This window comes from Galbibacter orientalis DSM 19592 (assembly GCF_000260115.1).
In the GTDB taxonomy this organism is placed as follows: Bacteria; Bacteroidota; Bacteroidia; order Flavobacteriales; family Flavobacteriaceae; genus Galbibacter; species Galbibacter orientalis.
Window position 1 is genome coordinate 1,923,490 of record NZ_JH651379.1, and the last position, 16,894, is coordinate 1,940,383.

General features: G+C 33.3%; 13 protein-coding genes. 6 read left to right on the plus strand and 7 right to left on the minus strand.

The window, feature by feature from the left end:
- Positions 1–15 precede the first annotated feature (15 nt).
- The 6 genes from JOOMADRAFT_RS08525 to rfbA all read left to right on the plus strand — a co-directional run bounded on the left by JOOMADRAFT_RS08525 (position 16) and on the right by rfbA (position 5,774).
- Complete coding sequence (locus JOOMADRAFT_RS08525; protein WP_008612588.1) at positions 16–399, plus strand: four helix bundle protein; 384 nt, start codon at positions 16–18, stop codon at positions 397–399.
- 32 nt (positions 400–431) lie between these two features.
- On the plus strand, positions 432–1,688 hold the full coding sequence (gene cysN, locus JOOMADRAFT_RS08530; protein ID WP_040879993.1) for a sulfate adenylyltransferase subunit CysN: 1,257 nt from the start codon (positions 432–434) through the stop codon (positions 1,686–1,688).
- A gap of 325 nt (positions 1,689–2,013) precedes the next feature.
- Complete coding sequence (locus tag JOOMADRAFT_RS08535) at positions 2,014–3,279, plus strand: nucleotide sugar dehydrogenase (RefSeq protein WP_008612590.1); 1,266 nt, start codon at positions 2,014–2,016, stop codon at positions 3,277–3,279.
- Between the two features lie 79 nt (positions 3,280–3,358).
- Positions 3,359–4,453 carry a dTDP-glucose 4,6-dehydratase gene (gene rfbB / locus JOOMADRAFT_RS08540; protein ID WP_008612591.1) on the plus strand — a complete coding sequence of 365 codons (1,095 nt, stop codon included), beginning with the start codon at positions 3,359–3,361 and terminating at the stop codon, positions 4,451–4,453.
- A gap of 66 nt (positions 4,454–4,519) precedes the next feature.
- Complete coding sequence (locus JOOMADRAFT_RS08545; protein ID WP_008612592.1) at positions 4,520–4,879, plus strand: four helix bundle protein; 360 nt, start codon at positions 4,520–4,522, stop codon at positions 4,877–4,879.
- 34 nt (positions 4,880–4,913) lie between these two features.
- Positions 4,914–5,774: a glucose-1-phosphate thymidylyltransferase RfbA gene (gene rfbA, locus JOOMADRAFT_RS08550; RefSeq protein ID WP_008612593.1), complete on the plus strand. Its 861-nt coding sequence runs from the start codon at positions 4,914–4,916 to the stop codon at positions 5,772–5,774.
- A 224-nt stretch (positions 5,775–5,998) separates the two neighbouring features.
- Here rfbA and JOOMADRAFT_RS08555 read toward each other — a convergent pair whose 3' ends face one another.
- From JOOMADRAFT_RS08555 to JOOMADRAFT_RS08590, 7 genes are all read right to left on the minus strand, one after another.
- Positions 5,999–7,945: a DUF349 domain-containing protein gene (locus tag JOOMADRAFT_RS08555; protein ID WP_008612594.1), complete on the minus strand. Its 1,947-nt coding sequence runs from the start codon at positions 7,943–7,945 to the stop codon at positions 5,999–6,001.
- A gap of 1,687 nt (positions 7,946–9,632) precedes the next feature.
- On the minus strand, positions 9,633–10,376 hold the full coding sequence (locus JOOMADRAFT_RS08565) for a shikimate dehydrogenase family protein (RefSeq protein ID WP_008612595.1): 744 nt from the start codon (positions 10,374–10,376) through the stop codon (positions 9,633–9,635).
- 42 nt (positions 10,377–10,418) lie between these two features.
- Positions 10,419–11,450 carry a DUF368 domain-containing protein gene (locus JOOMADRAFT_RS08570; RefSeq protein ID WP_008612598.1) on the minus strand — a complete coding sequence of 344 codons (1,032 nt, stop codon included), beginning with the start codon at positions 11,448–11,450 and terminating at the stop codon, positions 10,419–10,421.
- A 2-nt stretch (positions 11,451–11,452) separates the two neighbouring features.
- The gene (locus tag JOOMADRAFT_RS08575) at positions 11,453–12,367 is read right to left on the minus strand and encodes a DUF368 domain-containing protein (RefSeq protein WP_008612599.1); all 915 of its coding nucleotides are present in this window, start codon (positions 12,365–12,367) and stop codon (positions 11,453–11,455) included.
- Positions 12,368–12,399: 32 nt separating this feature from the next.
- The gene (locus JOOMADRAFT_RS08580) at positions 12,400–13,800 is read right to left on the minus strand and encodes a tetratricopeptide repeat protein (RefSeq protein ID WP_008612600.1); all 1,401 of its coding nucleotides are present in this window, start codon (positions 13,798–13,800) and stop codon (positions 12,400–12,402) included.
- Between the two features lie 87 nt (positions 13,801–13,887).
- Complete coding sequence (locus JOOMADRAFT_RS08585; protein ID WP_008612601.1) at positions 13,888–15,081, minus strand: aspartate aminotransferase family protein; 1,194 nt, start codon at positions 15,079–15,081, stop codon at positions 13,888–13,890.
- Positions 15,081–16,883 carry an OstA-like protein gene (locus tag JOOMADRAFT_RS08590; RefSeq protein WP_008612602.1) on the minus strand — a complete coding sequence of 601 codons (1,803 nt, stop codon included), beginning with the start codon at positions 16,881–16,883 and terminating at the stop codon, positions 15,081–15,083. Before JOOMADRAFT_RS08590 ends, JOOMADRAFT_RS08585 begins: the two co-directional genes overlap by 1 nt.
- Positions 16,884–16,894: the final 11 nt, after the last annotated feature.

Sequence of the window (16,894 nt, forward strand, 5' to 3'; positions counted from 1 at the left end):
TAAGCTGTACGCTTTATGGCATTAAGCTCTATAGATCTAAATTGTATGAGGGATTTTAAAAAATATAATATTTGGAGCTTAAGTCATGAGTTTACTTTGGAAATTTACAAAGTGACGAAGAATTTCCCTTCTGAAGAAAGATTTCAATTGATGTCTCAAATGCAGCGGGCAGCTTATTCTATTCCCTCGAACTTTAGTGAAGGATGTGGTCGGGATTCTGATAAGGACTTTAATAGATTTATTCAAGTATGTTTAGGTTCTGCACATGAGTTAGAGTATTTCATTCTTCTTTCGAAGGATTTAAATTATATCTCTGAAGACATTTTTGATGAGTTGACTATAAAAATTAATGAGATAAAAAGTAAATTATATAATTTAAGCAAAAAGCTAATAGCCTAATGCGTATAGCTTATTGCCTAAAGCCTAAAATAATGCAAATAGATAACAACCAATTATTAAGATTTACCACAGCGGGAAGTGTAGACGATGGAAAGAGTACGCTTATTGGTAGATTATTATACGATTCAAAATCGATTTTCGAGGACCAATTGGAAGCAATTGAAACTACGAGTAAGAAAAAAGGACATCAAGGTGTTGATTTAGCTTTGTTTACAGACGGACTTCGAGATGAAAGAGAGCAAGGAATTACAATAGATGTAGCCTATAGATATTTTACAACTCCAAAGCGTAAGTTTATTATTGCTGATACTCCTGGACATATTCAATACACTCGAAATATGATTACCGGTGCCTCTACAGCAAATGCTGCAATTATATTGGTAGATGCACGCCATGGAGTGATTGAGCAGACTAAACGGCATGCTTTTATTGCTTCTTTATTGCAAATACCACATATTATTGTTTGTATTAACAAAATGGATTTGGTAGATTTTAGAGAGGAAGATTACAATAAAATCATTGCGCAGTTTGAGGAATTTTCTTCTAAATTATTAGTTAGAGATGTACGTTTTATCCCTATAAGTGCTTTGTTGGGAGATAATGTTGTTAAGCGTTCTGAAAATATGAATTGGTATCAAGGTTCTCCGTTGTTGGATACTTTGGAAACCATGCATATTAGTAGTGATATTAATAAAGTTGATGGTCGTTTTCCAGTACAAACAGTTTTACGTCCTCAGAGCGAAGAGCATAGAGATTATAGAGGTTATGCTGGAAGAATTTCTAGTGGAATTTTTAGAAAAGGAGATGAAATTACAGTAATGCCTTCTGGATTCACCTCTAAAATTAAATCGATTGACACTTTTGAAGAAGAGTTAGACGAAGCCTATGCACCAATGTCGGTTTCTATTACTTTGGAAGACGATATTGATATTAGTCGCGGAGATATGATAGTGCGCACTAAAAACAAACCAGAATCTTCTCAAGATTTAGAAGTGATGTTGTGTTGGTTAAATAATGAATCGGCAAAACCGAGAACAAAATATGTGGTTCGTCATACTTCAAATGAGCAAATGGCTATGATAAAAGAAGTGATTTATAAGATAGATATCAATACTCTTTCTCGAAAGAATGATGATAAAGAACTTCATATGAATGATATTTCAAAGGTAAAAATTAGAACTACAAAACCTTTGATGTACGATTCATACCGTGAGAATAGAATGACAGGAAGTTTAATTCTTATAGACCCAGCAACTAATCAAACAGTTGCAGCTGGAATGATTGTTTAGTAAAAAAAATATTTACAACAGGGAGAGGCTTTTGATTTATTTCAAAAGCCTCTTTTTTTTTGTTGCTACAATTAGGAGTTTCTCATGGAGAAGGTTAAAGTTTCTTAATAAGAAAGCCTATTTTTACAAACGCTTCGTATATGATAAAAAGATATATTATTTTGTGAGTTGTTAAAAATTGGGGGCAAGATATAGGAACTCAATTTTTAAATGATAAATAATAAAATTAAATAAAGGTGAAACATCCATGTATGATTTTTGAACACACAACGGAATGATTATTTGGATGTTCCATGTGACCGCAAAAAAAACAATAAATATACACATGAAAGAAAAATATAAAATAGCCGTAATAGGTTTAGGATACGTAGGGTTACCATTGGCAGTTGAATTTGCTAGAAAAGAATTTTCGGTAATAGGTTTTGATATCAATAAAAAGAGAGTTTCAGAATTAAAAGAAGGAAAAGATGTTACAGATGAGGTTTTAGATGATGATTTAAAAGACGCTAAAGGACTTATTTTTAGCTCTGATGAAAGCGATCTGAAAGATTGCAATATGTATATAGTAACGGTTCCAACACCAGTAAACGATTTTAAACAGCCAGATTTAACACCATTAATTTCTGCTAGTACAACTGTAGGGAAGTATCTTCAGAAAGGAGATATTGTAGTGTACGAATCTACAACATACCCTGGCTGTACTGAGGAAGATTGTGTGCCAGTATTAGAAGCTTCAAGCGGATTAGTATTTAATGAAGATTTTTATTGTGGATATTCCCCAGAACGAATAAATCCAGGGGATAAAGAGCGAAGACTTCCAAATATTATGAAAGTAACCTCAGGAAGTACTCCCGAGATAGCTGAAGAGGTGGATAAACTTTATAACTGTATTATTACCGCAGGAACTCATAAAGCATCGAGTATAAAAGTGGCAGAAGCTTCTAAGATTATTGAAAATACGCAACGAGATATTAATATTTCCTTAGTGAACGAATTGGCACTTATTTTTGATAGAATAGGAGTAGATACCGTTGAGGTATTGGAAGCGGCAGGCACTAAATGGAATTTTTTACCTTTCCGGCCAGGTTTGGTAGGTGGGCATTGTATAGGAGTGGATCCATATTATCTAACTCATAAAGCAGAACGATTAGGATACCATCCACAGGTAATTTTATCTGGACGACGTATTAATAACGATATGGGAATTTTTATTGCCAATAAAATCGTTAAACTGATGGTGAAAGATCAGCTTCCAGTAAAAAATGCAAAGGCATTGGTGTTGGGAATTACCTTTAAAGAGAATTGCCCCGATGTTCGAAATTCTAGAGTGATAGATGTTATTGAAGAATTAGAAGGCTTTGGTTTGAATGTAGATACTTACGACCCATATGCAGATAAAGAGGAAGTGAAAAAGTATTATGGAGTAGATTTAATAGATGAAATAACAGAGAGATACGAAACTATTGTTTTGGCAGTTGGTCATAATCAGTTTTTAGAATTGGATTTTGAAAAGTTAAAATCTAGTCCGCGAACGGTTATTTACGATGTGAAAAGTTTTTTACCTAAAGAATTGGTTACAGAGAGATTGTAATACCTTTGTGATAGGAGTGAAAAAAATATTGGGAATCGCCTTAAATTTTTTTTCATAGGTAAAGAAAACCAAGGTTAAAATGAATAATAGTTCTGATAATAAAAATAAAAAAATCTTAATAACTGGAGGAGCAGGATTTATAGGGTCTCATGTGGTTCGGTTGTTTGTAAATAAATACCCATCTTATCAAATCATTAATTTAGATGCTTTAACCTATGCAGGGAATTTAGAGAACCTGAAGGACATAGAGAGTGCTGCTAACTATACTTTTGTAAAAGGAGACATTACAGGTGAGTCGTTTATAAATCAGCTATTTCAGCAATATAAATTCGATGGAGTAATACACCTGGCGGCAGAAAGTCACGTAGACCGTTCTATTGAAGATCCGTTGGCTTTTGTTAAGACAAATGTTATCGGGACAATGAATTTATTGAATGCGGCAAAAAAACTTTGGTTACACACTCCTCACCCCAATGGGGGAGGCTGGGAGGGGGCTCGTTTTTATCATGTAAGTACCGATGAGGTTTATGGGTCTTTAGGAGAAGATGGTTTGTTTACCGAAACCACTTCATACGATCCAAACTCGCCATATTCCGCTTCCAAAGCAAGCTCAGATCATTTTGTAAGAGCTTATGGAGAAACTTATGGGTTGCCATATGTTATAAGTAATTGTTCTAATAATTATGGGCCTAATCACTTTCCGGAGAAATTAATTCCATTATTTATCAATAATATCATTCAGAAAAAACCATTACCAGTTTATGGAGATGGAAATTATACGCGCGATTGGTTGTATGTAATAGATCATGCAAGGGCTATTGATTTAGCTTTTCATGAAGGAGGAAATCAGGAGACTTATAATATTGGAGGTTTTAACGAATGGAAAAATATCGATTTGGTTAAATTGCTATGTAAATTGATGGATGAAAAATTAGGCAGAAGTGAAGGCGAATCGGAAGCATTGATTACCTATGTAAAAGACCGACCAGGGCATGACTTACGTTATGCTATTGATGCTTCTAAAATTAACAAAGAACTAGGGTGGGAGCCTTCGGTTACTTTTGAAGAAGGACTAGCAAAAACTATCGATTGGTATTTAAATAATAGTGATTGGTTGGCGCAAGTAACCTCTGGAGAATATCAGAGGTATTATGATAAGCAATACGGGTGTTAGTTGAAAAGTTGAGAGTTGAGAGTTGAGAGTGAAGTGTAAAGTTTTATAGACCTAAACCATTAAAAAATGAGCGAAAATAGATTTGGGTTTGAAAGTCTAAAAGTGTGGGAAAAGAGTATTCAGCTTGTTAAATTTATTTATAAATTAACTTCTGATTTTCCAAAAGAAGAACAATATTCATTAACCTCGCAAATTCGACGATCGGCAATTTCGATTCCTTCAAATATTGCAGAAGGAACTTCTCGGGACTCAAAGAAAGATAAAAAAAGATTTTACACTATAGCTTATGGGAGTTTAATGGAATTAGTGAATCAAATTATAATTACTAAGGAATTGAGTTATATAAGTACCGAAAGCTCTCAAATGGTAAAAGATATGGCGATGGAAATTGCTAAGATGATTAGTGGATTGAAAAAATCAGTCTGAAAATGAACACTAAACTTTAAACATTTAACTAAAAATGAAAGGAATTATTCTCGCTGGAGGCTCAGGAACACGATTACATCCATTAACATTATCGGTTAGTAAGCAGTTAATGCCTATTTATGATAAACCGATGATTTATTATCCGCTTTCTACGTTAATGCGAGCAGGAATTCGAGAAGTATTAATCATTTCTACTCCAAAAGATTTACCGTTGTTTAAAGAATTGCTGGGAGATGGTAAAAAGTATGGTTGTGTTTTTGAATATGCGGTACAAGAACATCCTAATGGTTTGGCAGAAGCTTTTATTATTGGAGCAGACTTTATTGGAAATGATAAAGTAGCTTTGATTTTAGGAGATAATATATTTTATGGAACTGGATTAGATAAGTTGTTACAAGAAAATAACAATCCTGATGGCGGAATTGTTTATGCATATCATGTTCATGATCCAGAGCGATATGGTGTAGTAGAGTTTGATAAAAATGGGCAAGCTATTTCAATTGAGGAGAAGCCACAAAGTCCAAAATCGAATTATGCGGTTCCAGGGATTTATTTTTATGACAATGAGGTGGTGGCAATAGCAAAAAATATCAAGCCAAGTAAAAGAGGAGAGTTAGAGATTACCAATATTAATAAAGTGTATCTTGAACGAGGAAAATTACAGGTTGGTATTATGGATAGAGGGACTGCATGGCTAGATACAGGAACATTTCAATCTTTAATGCAGGCTTCGCAATTTGTTGAAGTTATTGAAGAGCGACAAGGACTTAAAATTGGAGCTATAGAAGGAGCTGCCTATGAAATGGGTTATATTACAAAAGAAGAATTTATAGCTTTAATTGAGCCGTTAATGAAAAGCGGTTATGGAAAAAGGCTATTGAGTATATTGAAATAAAAAAAGGAAAATGTATACTAAAAATTCACCAATTTTCTGTGTTTTCATAAATGAATGGAATAAGAAAACCCCGATTTTAACTCTGAACAGCCTTTTTCGGGGTTTTTTGTTATTTCAATTTAATGCATAACCGCATACTTATATGGAATAAGGGTATTTTCTGAATACACCTTTTTAGATTGCTTTTTTTTAATAAAATAGTATGCAACCTTACTTTGAATATATTATTGATTTATGTTTTTAAGCTTTTTGAGTTTTGCTTTCCATAAATTTAAATCTTCATGGTGTTTATCAATATTATTCATCACCTCTTTTACAATAGGATTGCTTTCATCTGCATTAAAGAACTGTAAATTATTCTCCAATTGACGTATTTCCGATTTTACTTCGTCAATTTTTCTACGGATAAATACACGCTCATTATTAATTAGCGTATCATTATCTGCATTTGCCAGTTGATCTAGCTTGTTCCCATATTTTATAAGTTCCGCCTTTTGCTTATCGAGGTCTAATTTCTTGAATAATGCATCCAATATTTTGTTGAATTTTCCTTCAATGCTTTTTTTGCTGTGAGGGATTCTTCCGATAGCCTTCCAGTCGGCAATAATAGCTTTTACTTGCTCTAAGTCTTTTTCCTTGTCTCCAGATAATTGGAATTCTTTTAAATTATCTAAATATGCCTTCTTCTGTTCGAAAGCTTCCATTTCATCTTTAAAATGCTCGTTTTTCTTAGCATGAAGTCGATCGAAATAATGGTTACAAGCAGACTTAAATTCATTCCAGATTTTATCAGAATATTTTCTTGGAACATGACCGATATTTTTCCAATCAGATTGAATTTTCTTCATTATTGGCGTAGTTTTTTCCCATTCATCACTGTCTTTTAGGGATTCAGCCAATTTTACCAATTCCATTTTTTTATCTAGATTGTCTTGCTGGTCTTTTTTAAGTCCTTTATAAAAAGAATTTTTATTTCTGTTGAATTTACGCACAGCTTCTTTAAAGGCAGCCCAAGTTTGTTCATTTACTTTGTAAGGAACTCTCCCAGCATTAAAAAACTCTTCTCGTAAAGCTTCTACTTCTTTTATGAGTTTTTGCCAGCTACTGTGGTTATTTACTTTTTGCTGCGTAATAGCTTCAATCTTTTTAATAATATCTTGTTTTACTAAAAGATTAGCTTCATGTATTACATCTTGATTCTTAAAATATTCTTGTCGCTTTTGATGTATTGCTTTGGTAGCAGCGCTAAAACGATCCCAAATAGCATCTCGATGTTCTCTATCTACAGGGCCTAAATCTTCTTTCCATATTTTATGAAGCAACTGTAATTCTCTAAATGCCTTGTTTACATCACCCATTTCGGCAAGAGATTCTGCCTGAGCAATAATTTTTTCTTTTTCTTCTAAATTATGTTTAAAATCTAAATCGCGTAGGTCTCTATTTAAATCTAAGAAATCGTAAAATATCTCCACATGGTGGTGGTAGGTGCGCCAAACATCATTGTAATTTACACGTGGAATCGGACCAGCATTTCGCCATCGTTCTTGTAACTCCTTAAAGTGTTTATAAGTGTCGTTAATATTTTCTTCAACATTAATCAAGCCCTTTAATTCTTCAATAATATCTAATCTATTTTTTAGATTTAGATCCAATCGATGTTCTAAATTCTTATAATATTGATTGCGTTTATCTCTATATTCATTATATAGTTCGTTAAAACGCTTCTTAACTGGCGAAGAATAATTAAAGTCAATTTCATTGCCTCCCTCTTGGATAAAATCTTCTTTTTTCTGTTCTAAGAGTTCTTGAAATTTTAGATCAAACTCCGATTTTATTTGGTCAACATGACTTTTTATAGCCTGTATTTTTTCTTTTGTAATAAGTATATTGAGTTCCTCAACTAACGTATCCATATTCATGGCATGATAGTCTAGCATAGGAATTTCATGACGCTCTTTGTGTCCTTCATCTTCCGCATCTTCCGCATTCGACTCATCTATTTCATTCTGCGGATCATCATTATTTTCTCCTTCAGCATCAGCAGTTACTTCCCCTTCACTTACCGTTTCTTCGGTAGTAACACTCTCTTGATTGTCAATTTGCGGCGTCTCGCTATTTTTTTCACTTCCGTCTGCCTCTGGCTGCAGGTTATCATCTTTTTCTTCTAACATTTTGTAAATGTTTAAGGTTCGTCAATACTTTCAAGTTGAAAGATACTAACAAGTAACAAATTAGCCAAGTGTTTTGTTTGGAACTGTTGAGTATTAGGTGAAAAAGTTTAAAGTTGAGGGTAAGTTTTGAAGTCGGAAGACCGAAGTCGGGAGATGGAAGTAAAAAGTTGGAAGTTGGGAGGAAGCAAGAGTAAAGAAACAAGATATATAGATTTTTGTATTCTGATACTTTTTGAATTTTTAGTTTATCAAAAGCCTATTGCTTATTCAAAGATTCAAAGATTCAAAGATTGAAAGATTGAAAGATTGAAAGATTGAAATAGTCTGAAGTCCGGAGTTGGAAGTTGGAAGTTCGGAGGAAGCAAGAGTAAAGAAATAATATATATAGATTTTTGTATTCTGATACTTTTTGAATTTTTAGTTTATCAAAAACTGAAAACTGAAAACTAAAAACGACAAACCATAAACCAACTGCAATCTGTCTACTGAACACTCCCGACTTCGGTCTTCCGACTTCAAACCTTTTTTCACTTCCGCATATCCAAATCTTCAAATTGACATCTTTGTCCCTTTGCACCTTTGAACCTATGCCACTTTGAGTTAAAAAGTTAATGAGTTAAAGAGAAGAATATAGAATAAAGAGAAAAGAATATAGATTTTTTTGTCCTTATTCTTTTGCGAATTTTTAATTTACCAAAAGCCTATTGCTTATTCAAAGATTCAAAGATTCAAAGATTCAAAGATTGAAAGATTGAAAGATTGAAATAGTCTGAAGTCTGAAGTCGGGAGATGGAAGTAAAAAGTTGGAAGTTGGGAGGAAGCAAGAGTAAAGAAACAAGATATATAGATTTTTGTATTCTGATACTTTTTGAATTTTTAGTTTATCAAAAACTGAAAACTGAAAACTAAAAACGACAAACCATAAACCAACTGCAATCTGTCTACTGAACACTCCCGAATTCGGTCTTCCGACTTCAAACCTTTTTTCACTTCCGCATATCCAAATCTTCAAATTGACATCTTTGTTCCTTTGTCCCTTTGAACCTATGCCACTTTGAGTTAAAAAGTTAATGAGTTAAAGAGAAGAATATAGAATAAAGAGAAAAGAATATAGATTTTTTGTCCTTATTCTTTTGTGAATTTTTAATTTACCAAAAGCCTATTGCTTATTCAAAGATTGAAATAGTCCGAAGTCCGAAGTCGGTAGACGGAAGTTGGAAGTTGGAAGTTGGAAGTTCGAAGGAAACAAGAATAAAGAAACAATATATATAGATTTTTGTATTCTGATACTTTTTGAATTTTTAGTTTATCAAAAACTGAAAACTAAAAACTAAAAACTAAAAACGACAAACCATAAACCAACTGCAATCTGTCTACTGAACACTCCCGAATTCGGTCTTCCGACTTCAAACCTTTTTTCACTTCCGCATATCCAAATCTTCAAATTGACATCTTTGTCTCTTTGCACCTTTGAACCTATGCCACTTTGAGTTAAAAAGTTAATGAGTTAAAGAGAAGAATATAGAATAAAGAGAAAAGAATATAGATTTTTTGTCCTTATTCTTTTGCGAATTTTTAATTTACCATAAACCATAAACCATAAACCATAAACCATAAACCAAAAAGACTGCAATCTGTAAACTGAACACTGTCTAGCTTCTGACTCCCGACTTCTAGCTTCCGATTTCTACCCATTCCAAATTTCCCAGGCTTTTTCAGCTTGGAGTTCTAGCATTTTGCTTCCGTTTACTGCGGTAGCGCCATTTGCTTCAGCATATTTCATGAAAGCTGTTTTTGGAGGGTTGTAGATTAAGTCAAAAACTAAATGCCCTTCAGTAAGAAATTCATATGGAATAGCAGGTTTAGCTTCCGTATTTGGAAAAGTACCAATTGGAGAGCAATTCACAATTACTTGGTGTTGCTCCATAACTTGTTTTGTAAGCATCTCGTAACTCAATTTGTTTTCCGACGCAGTTCTGGATACAAATTGAATCTCCAAACCTAAGTCAATTAAAGCGTGTTTTACTGCTTTAGAAGCACCTCCTGTACCTAGAATTAGTGCCTTTTTATGGTGTGATTTTATAAAGGGTTCTATAGATTTATAAAAGCCATAAATATCTGTATTGTAGCCTTTCAAACCGTTCTTGGTTATTTTTACGGTATTTACAGCGCCAATTTCTTTTGCTTTTGGGTCTATTTCAGTTAAAAAAGGAATAATAGCTTCTTTGTAGGGAATGGTGATATTAAAACCAACAATATCTTTATCTTGTGCTAAAACATTTTTAATTTCTTCAATGTTTTGTAAATCGAAATTAACATAAGAATGGTTATCAAGATCGAGCTGCTTAAATTTTTCCGTAAAGTAACCAGCAGAAAATGAGTATGAAATATTCTTTCCTAATAATCCGAAATGTCTAAGTTCTTTTTTCATTAAGTAAGTTTTATGCGTTTTGGCGGTTGGTGTATATTAAAATTAATGTTTTACAGTTTCGCCTTGAGTTAGTTTTCCGTACCAATCCAATCCTAATACAATTAAGATTCCAACAATAACAAAGCCAATGGCAATCCATGTTTCTGTATTATTTATATGTGGTAGGTAGCGTTGGTAGTTAACAATTATTTTTTCTCCAGCCGAATCTTTCATTATTTCTCCAAATTCGTTGAGTCTGTATATTGTTTTTTTCCAAGGCCAAACAACTCCCAGAGAGCCAGTAATAAACCCTAGGATAATGGCGGTGGTAATATGTTTAAAATGCTTTAAAACATAGCTTAATAAATGCGAAAGTGTAACCAAACCAGTAACCGATCCTAAGGTGAAAACTGCTAAAATTTTCAACATTTCTATTCGCTGTTGGTTGTTTATAAAGCTAAAATCGCCTTTAAATATTTCAGCAAAAGTATCATAAAGGGCATTTACAGAATCTACTAAAAGGAGTACATAATTTCCAAGTAGAATTAAAATAAAAGAACCAGATAAGCCTGGTAGCGTCATCCCAGAAACACTTATTATTCCGCAGAAAAACACAAAAAATAGATTCTCATTTTGTTTTGCTGGGTTAAAAAAGCTTAAGGAGATACCTATCATTATTCCAATGATACAGGATAAAATGGTTTTCCGATTCCAATAATGAAAATCCTTGGCTATATAATAAATAGAGCCTAAAATCATTCCGAAGAAAGCGGCCCAAACATACAATTCTTTTTGCGCTATAAAGTAGTCTAAAAGTTTAGAGACGCTAAAATAACTCACTAGCATTCCTAATAGCAATAAACTTAAAAAGCGACCATTTATATATTGATAAAAGCTTCTAAACCGTCCATTAAGGATTAATTTTAGAGCTTTTAAGTTTACTTTCTGAAGCGAGTAAATAAATTCTTCGTAAAAACCAGCAACAAAAGCAACCACCCCTCCAGAAACGCCAGGAACTTTATTGGCGGCTCCCATGGCTAATCCCTTTATGAAAAGGAAAAACTTATCGAGAAGTGTACGCGTTGGTTGTTGCATTTTTATTTTTTTATGGTAGCCAATTTTTCAAGGAGAAAGATGGTTAAAAAACCGATAATAGCCAAAATTATTGCCCATAATAGCTGCGGGTCGCCATCATAATTAAAAGGACTCGTACTTTCGTCAATAATAATAGTTTTATCGCCAAATTTTTTGATTTCGGTAACCAATTTCCAGGGCCATATTTTATTTAAAGAGCCTAAAATAAAACCTGTTAAAACAGCCAACGTAACATTTTTATAATTTGTAAATAGGTATTTTAAAAGTTTAGAAAAGCTTAATAATCCAAAGATAGCTCCTAGCCCAACAATAGCAATTGTTTGAATGTCTCTCTCGTTTACTGCTGCCAAAATGGTACCATAAGAACCTAAGAGAACTAAAATAAAAGCTCCAGAAATTCCAGGTAAAATCATAGCACATATGGCTAAGGCTCCAGAAAAAAACAAATGAAGAGCTCCACCAGTTTCATGCATAGGGGGGAGGGTGGTAATATAAAATGCAACCGCAGCTCCAGCTATAAAGGCAATAATGCTACCAGCATTCCATTTTGTAATTTGTTTTCCAACAAAAATAATACTTGCTACTACAAGTCCGAAAAAGAACGACCATAATAAAATTGGATGCGTCTCTAATAGCCATGCTAATAATTTGGCTAAGGATAAAATACTAATTGCAATACCAAGAAACAAGGCAACTAAAAAATTACCATTGATATGATTCCAAGCTTTTTTAAAACCTTCTTTTCTTAGAATATTAAAAGTTTCTATGCTGATATTATTTATGGAGGTTATAAGTTCCTCATAAATACCAGAAATAAAAGCAATAGTACCTCCAGAAACGCCAGGTACAACATCTGCTGCACCCATAGCAATACCTTTAAGGGTGATAATAAAGTAGTCTAAAATTGATCTTTGCATATTTTGTTCTTAGGGGAACAAAAATAGCAATTTTATAGGGACGCATTTTTAAAACTATGGATTATATTTTTTACTGTTTTGCGGTTATAAACTGCGGGGAATAAAATTTCCATAGTATCGTGCTCCTCATAGTTGTGTTTTAAGGCGTTTTTTAAATGATATGTTCCTTTTAAAGCATCAGAAGATAGGTAGTACATTCCTGCCAAACGGTATTCTAAATCTGCATGCTCAGGATAAAATTCTAAAGCCTGTAAAAGTGTGTGAATAGCGCTGTCATACTCGCCTAATTTCAATAAAATATCCGACCATGAAATCCATGTTTGTAATTCATAGTTTCCTAATTCTACGGCTTTTTGATAGGCAAGATCTGATTCTTCATAAAAATGAAGTAATTCATTTATTTTGGCGCTTCGTTTCCAATATAATACATTTTCACTATCAATATTTATAGCTTTATTGATGTAATATAGCGCTTTTTGATAATTCCCTTGCTTAAAATAAAAGTCGGTTATAGCAATCCAGCCTTTGTCTAAAAGCGGATCTTCATGAACGGTACGATAAAAGAATTTTTTTGCTAATTCTAAATTCCCTAGCTTGTCATGACATTTTCCTATTCTTAAATAAGCATAAGAAGTAGGATCGTCTAAACCTAAAGTGATTTCGTAGTTTTCAATGGCTTCATTATATCTTTTTAAACGTTCCAATACCCGTCCTTTTTCTAGGTAAGCACCTATAAAAGTATCGTCGGAATAAATAGCAAAATCAAAACTAGAAAGCGCTTCTTTGTACATTTTTTTACTTACAAATTGCTTTCCTAATTGATGCCATGCAACTTCGCAATACGGATTCTGATTTAGATACGAATTTAAAAATGTAATAGCACCATCAAAATCTTCTAAGAAATCGAAGCAATAAATTACATTATATAGCGCAGCATAATCTTCATAATCTTCATTTAAACAATTAATAAATGCATCTTTAGCCGATTCATAATCGTCTAAAAAAAGATATTCCATTCCTAATAAAGAATAAATATCTGCATTATCATCTGTCATAGATAAAGCATCATGCAGTAATTCTATTGCCTTTTGATGGTTGTCTTGTTTGGAATAAATATTAGCCTTTTGGATTAATATTTCTTCGTTAGAAGATTCTATTGCTTCCAATTCATCTAAAATTACTTCAGCAACATCAAACCGATTTTCAAAAACAAGAATCTCTACTTGTAAGAGTTTTAACTCTGAAGAAGTAGGGTGTTGTTGTAAACCAATTTGTATAGCTTTTTTAGCTAAAGCAACTTTTCCAGAATCAAGATAATGATGTGTTATCTCTTGGAAGTCTTCCGAATCAAAGAAGTAAACGTCATTAGTTTTCAACATTGATTCAAATTTTGCTAACGGTGGGTTATGATCTTCGTGAGCACTAAATGGCATAAGCGATGCGTTTTTAGATTTCTACGTTAATAAATTTAGGGCTTGAAGCGTTATGATTGAATCAAAAACCTTATTGTTATTAACAAATTAGTTAACATTTTGGTTATTCCACTCATTTAGAAGCTCTAAAATAGTGTTACAACCTTTTTCAATTTCTTCATTTGAAATGGTTAATGGTGGTGTAATTCGTACTGCTCTTGTTTCAAATAGAAGCCAAAAGAGAATGAGTCCTTTTTTCATTCCTTCAAGTACTAAAAAGTTTGCAACTTCTGCATTTTCAACAAGTATTGCCAACATTAATCCTTTTCCTCTAATCTCCTTAATCAAAGGATGTACCAAAAGTGATCGGAAGTGTTTTTCTTTTTCTAGTGTTTGTTTAATTAAAGTTGTGGTAGTTAATTCTTTTAAGGTGGCAAGTGCAGCCGCGGCTACAACAGGATGTCCTCCAAAAGTAGTTATATGCCCCATTTTTGGAGCTTCTTTTAATTGTGCCATCATGTCATATGAGGCGGTAAAAGCGCCAATAGGCATTCCGCCAGCCATTCCTTTCCCCATTACTAAAATATCTGGAGTAACATGGTAGTTCATAAAACCAAAAAGTCTTCCTGTCCGCCCGAAACCAGGTTGAATTTCGTCGAGGATAAGTAAAGCCCCAACTTCTTCACAACGTTTTTTTACCTTCTGTAAATAGTTGTTTTTCGGTTCTATAAATCCGGCTCCTCCTTGGATGGTTTCAAGAATAACTCCAGCAGTTTTAGTAGTTATATTTTTTAAATCTTTTTCGTTATTAAATTCAATAAATTTTATACCAGGCAATAAAGGGCGGTACGCTTTTTTTCTTTCTTCATAGCCCATTAAGCTCATAGAGCCTTGAGTATTACCATGATACGCATGCTTTGCAGCAATAATTTCTCCTCTTCCAGTAGCTCTTTTTGAGAGTTTCATAGCCCCTTCTATAGCTTCTGTGCCAGAATTTACTAAATAAGTGCTGCTCAAAGGTTCTGGTAATTGTTGTGCTAATAACTTTGCAAGCTCAACCGCAGGGCCTTGTGCATATTCTCCATAAACCATTACATGCATATAAGAAGCAGCTTGCTCTTGCACAGCATTCACAACTTTTGGGTGACTATGGCCTAACGTATTGGCAGAGACTCCAGCAACAAAGTCTAAATAAGATTTTCCATCAAGATCATAAATATAGGAACCTCTTGCGTGAGAAACTTCTATACCTAAGGGAGTTGGTCCCGTTTGTGCTTGATATTTTAAAAAGTCTTGCTTCATTATTTAGAACTTTCTTCTTTTTCAGCTTTCTTAACAGGCGCTTTTTTAGGAAGTGTTGCTTTTTTATTTACTGAATTAGCAGTGTTTGTAGGCGTTTCCTCTTTTTCTTCTTCTTCAGGATTAATAGGAGTTAATTCTTCTGGAGCTAAATTAGGATTATCAATATCTATAGGATTGTTAACTCCATTAATTACAGGGAGTTTTATGTTTTTATCTTCTTCACTAAATAAATCGTCTACACTAGAAATAATTTCATCGCCACGCCAATAGAAACCTCTAAATTTACGACCGTTAACAGGAAGTTCAGAATCGGGATAAATAATTCCTTCTACATTAATAAAAGAGGTGGTATTGTCAATTTCGTTATCTTCCATTACCATTTGGATAAGTCCACAAAGACGTTTGTCTATCCCTACCAATTCATCATCATCATTCCATAAGTAATATATAAGTTCCGCATTTTTGACAATATCCACAATTCTTAATTCATTTTCTTCAAATAAACCATAGAGATATTTTCCTTTTATCTGGTTGTAACCTTGTTTAAGAGAGTCTTTAAACTTTACACCACTTAAGGAGTCTTTCTGAATAATAAAAGCATTGTCCCACACCTTGAGGGAGTCTAGCTTCTCGGTTTTTACATTGGAGATAATATGAATGCTATCTCCTGTCATTTGTGTTTCTCCGCTCCAAAGTACGGGTCGGAAAGCGGAAAGTTTGTTTTCTGGAGTATTTGGCGGAATTTTAGTTATGAGTTGCGCAATTCCAGTTTTTTCGTCCGTATGAATAGAATCACATTTTCCACTTAAATCTGTTTTAAAAAAACGCGCGTCTCTAAAAGCTCTAACAATACGCTCATTTTCTTTTCCTGTAACCATTAAAGTATCTGCATGGATATACATGGAATCTTTTTCAAAAAGACTAATAGCCAAGGCTTTTTTAGTAACTAAAACAGAATCTTTTGCTTTATAAATCTCTGCATAATGACCTCTTAAAACTCCATCGTTTACAGTGTCTATTACTTTAATGTTGTTGGTTGCTGAAGCAAATTCTGTAGCCTTGTTAAAATATAAGCTATCTCCATAAATAATCCGATCACTGTAATCTATACGCGTATTTTTAACCCCATAACCAGTTTCTGCAACCGTATTGTAGAAACCACGCTCGCAATACATTTTATAGTCTTCTCCAACCACAGTTGATGGTCCGTACATATATGCGTTTTTGGTATTGGTGTAATAATCCATTCGGGCTGAATTAATTACATAATCAGGATTGGTAATTTTTACATCACTTTTAAACTCGTATTTATCAATTTCCATGTAATAGCGACCTTTATCGCTTGTTAGGACATTGGCACTATCTTTTACAGTTCCGAAATTATCGTAAAATGCTTCTTGTTTATTTCTGTCAAATTCTAATTCTTCGGTATTTAGCGTCATTGAGTTGTTTCTTAAAACAACCTTTTCCTTAGCCAAAGCAATTTTTGTAGTTCCATCGTATTCTACATATTCGCTATTCATTTTAATGGAATCTCCTTGTTGAAAAAAGACATTTCCATAGGCTTGTATTTTATTTTCTTTTTGATAATAAACAGCAAGATCGCACCAAAGATCAATTCCTTGATGTTCAAATTGAACCTGTCTATCGTCTTTACTAAAAATAGAGGCACCTGGATATTTTACTTCATCTTTATTAAAATCTCCTCCATGAATGATGGTAATTTCTTTTTTCTCCTGAGCCAATAACACAGTAGAAAAACAAAAGAGGATGAGGGATAGATATGTACGTATTTGAGTCAACCGTTTAAATT

Coding starts and splice junctions, on each gene's coding strand:
- JOOMADRAFT_RS08525 (WP_008612588.1), top strand. CDS start 16: ATGGCATTAAGCTCTATAGATCTAAATTGTATGAGGGATTTTAAAAAA.
- cysN (WP_040879993.1), top strand. CDS start 432: ATGCAAATAGATAACAACCAATTATTAAGATTTACCACAGCGGGAAGT.
- JOOMADRAFT_RS08535 (WP_008612590.1), top strand. CDS start 2,014: ATGAAAGAAAAATATAAAATAGCCGTAATAGGTTTAGGATACGTAGGG.
- rfbB (WP_008612591.1), top strand. CDS start 3,359: ATGAATAATAGTTCTGATAATAAAAATAAAAAAATCTTAATAACTGGA.
- JOOMADRAFT_RS08545 (WP_008612592.1), top strand. CDS start 4,520: ATGAGCGAAAATAGATTTGGGTTTGAAAGTCTAAAAGTGTGGGAAAAG.
- rfbA (WP_008612593.1), top strand. CDS start 4,914: ATGAAAGGAATTATTCTCGCTGGAGGCTCAGGAACACGATTACATCCA.
- JOOMADRAFT_RS08555 (WP_008612594.1), bottom strand. CDS start 7,945: ATGTTAGAAGAAAAAGATGATAACCTGCAGCCAGAGGCAGACGGAAGT.
- JOOMADRAFT_RS08565 (WP_008612595.1), bottom strand. CDS start 10,376: ATGAAAAAAGAACTTAGACATTTCGGATTATTAGGAAAGAATATTTCA.
- JOOMADRAFT_RS08570 (WP_008612598.1), bottom strand. CDS start 11,450: ATGCAACAACCAACGCGTACACTTCTCGATAAGTTTTTCCTTTTCATA.
- JOOMADRAFT_RS08575 (WP_008612599.1), bottom strand. CDS start 12,367: ATGCAAAGATCAATTTTAGACTACTTTATTATCACCCTTAAAGGTATT.
- JOOMADRAFT_RS08580 (WP_008612600.1), bottom strand. CDS start 13,800: ATGCCATTTAGTGCTCACGAAGATCATAACCCACCGTTAGCAAAATTT.
- JOOMADRAFT_RS08585 (WP_008612601.1), bottom strand. CDS start 15,081: ATGAAGCAAGACTTTTTAAAATATCAAGCACAAACGGGACCAACTCCC.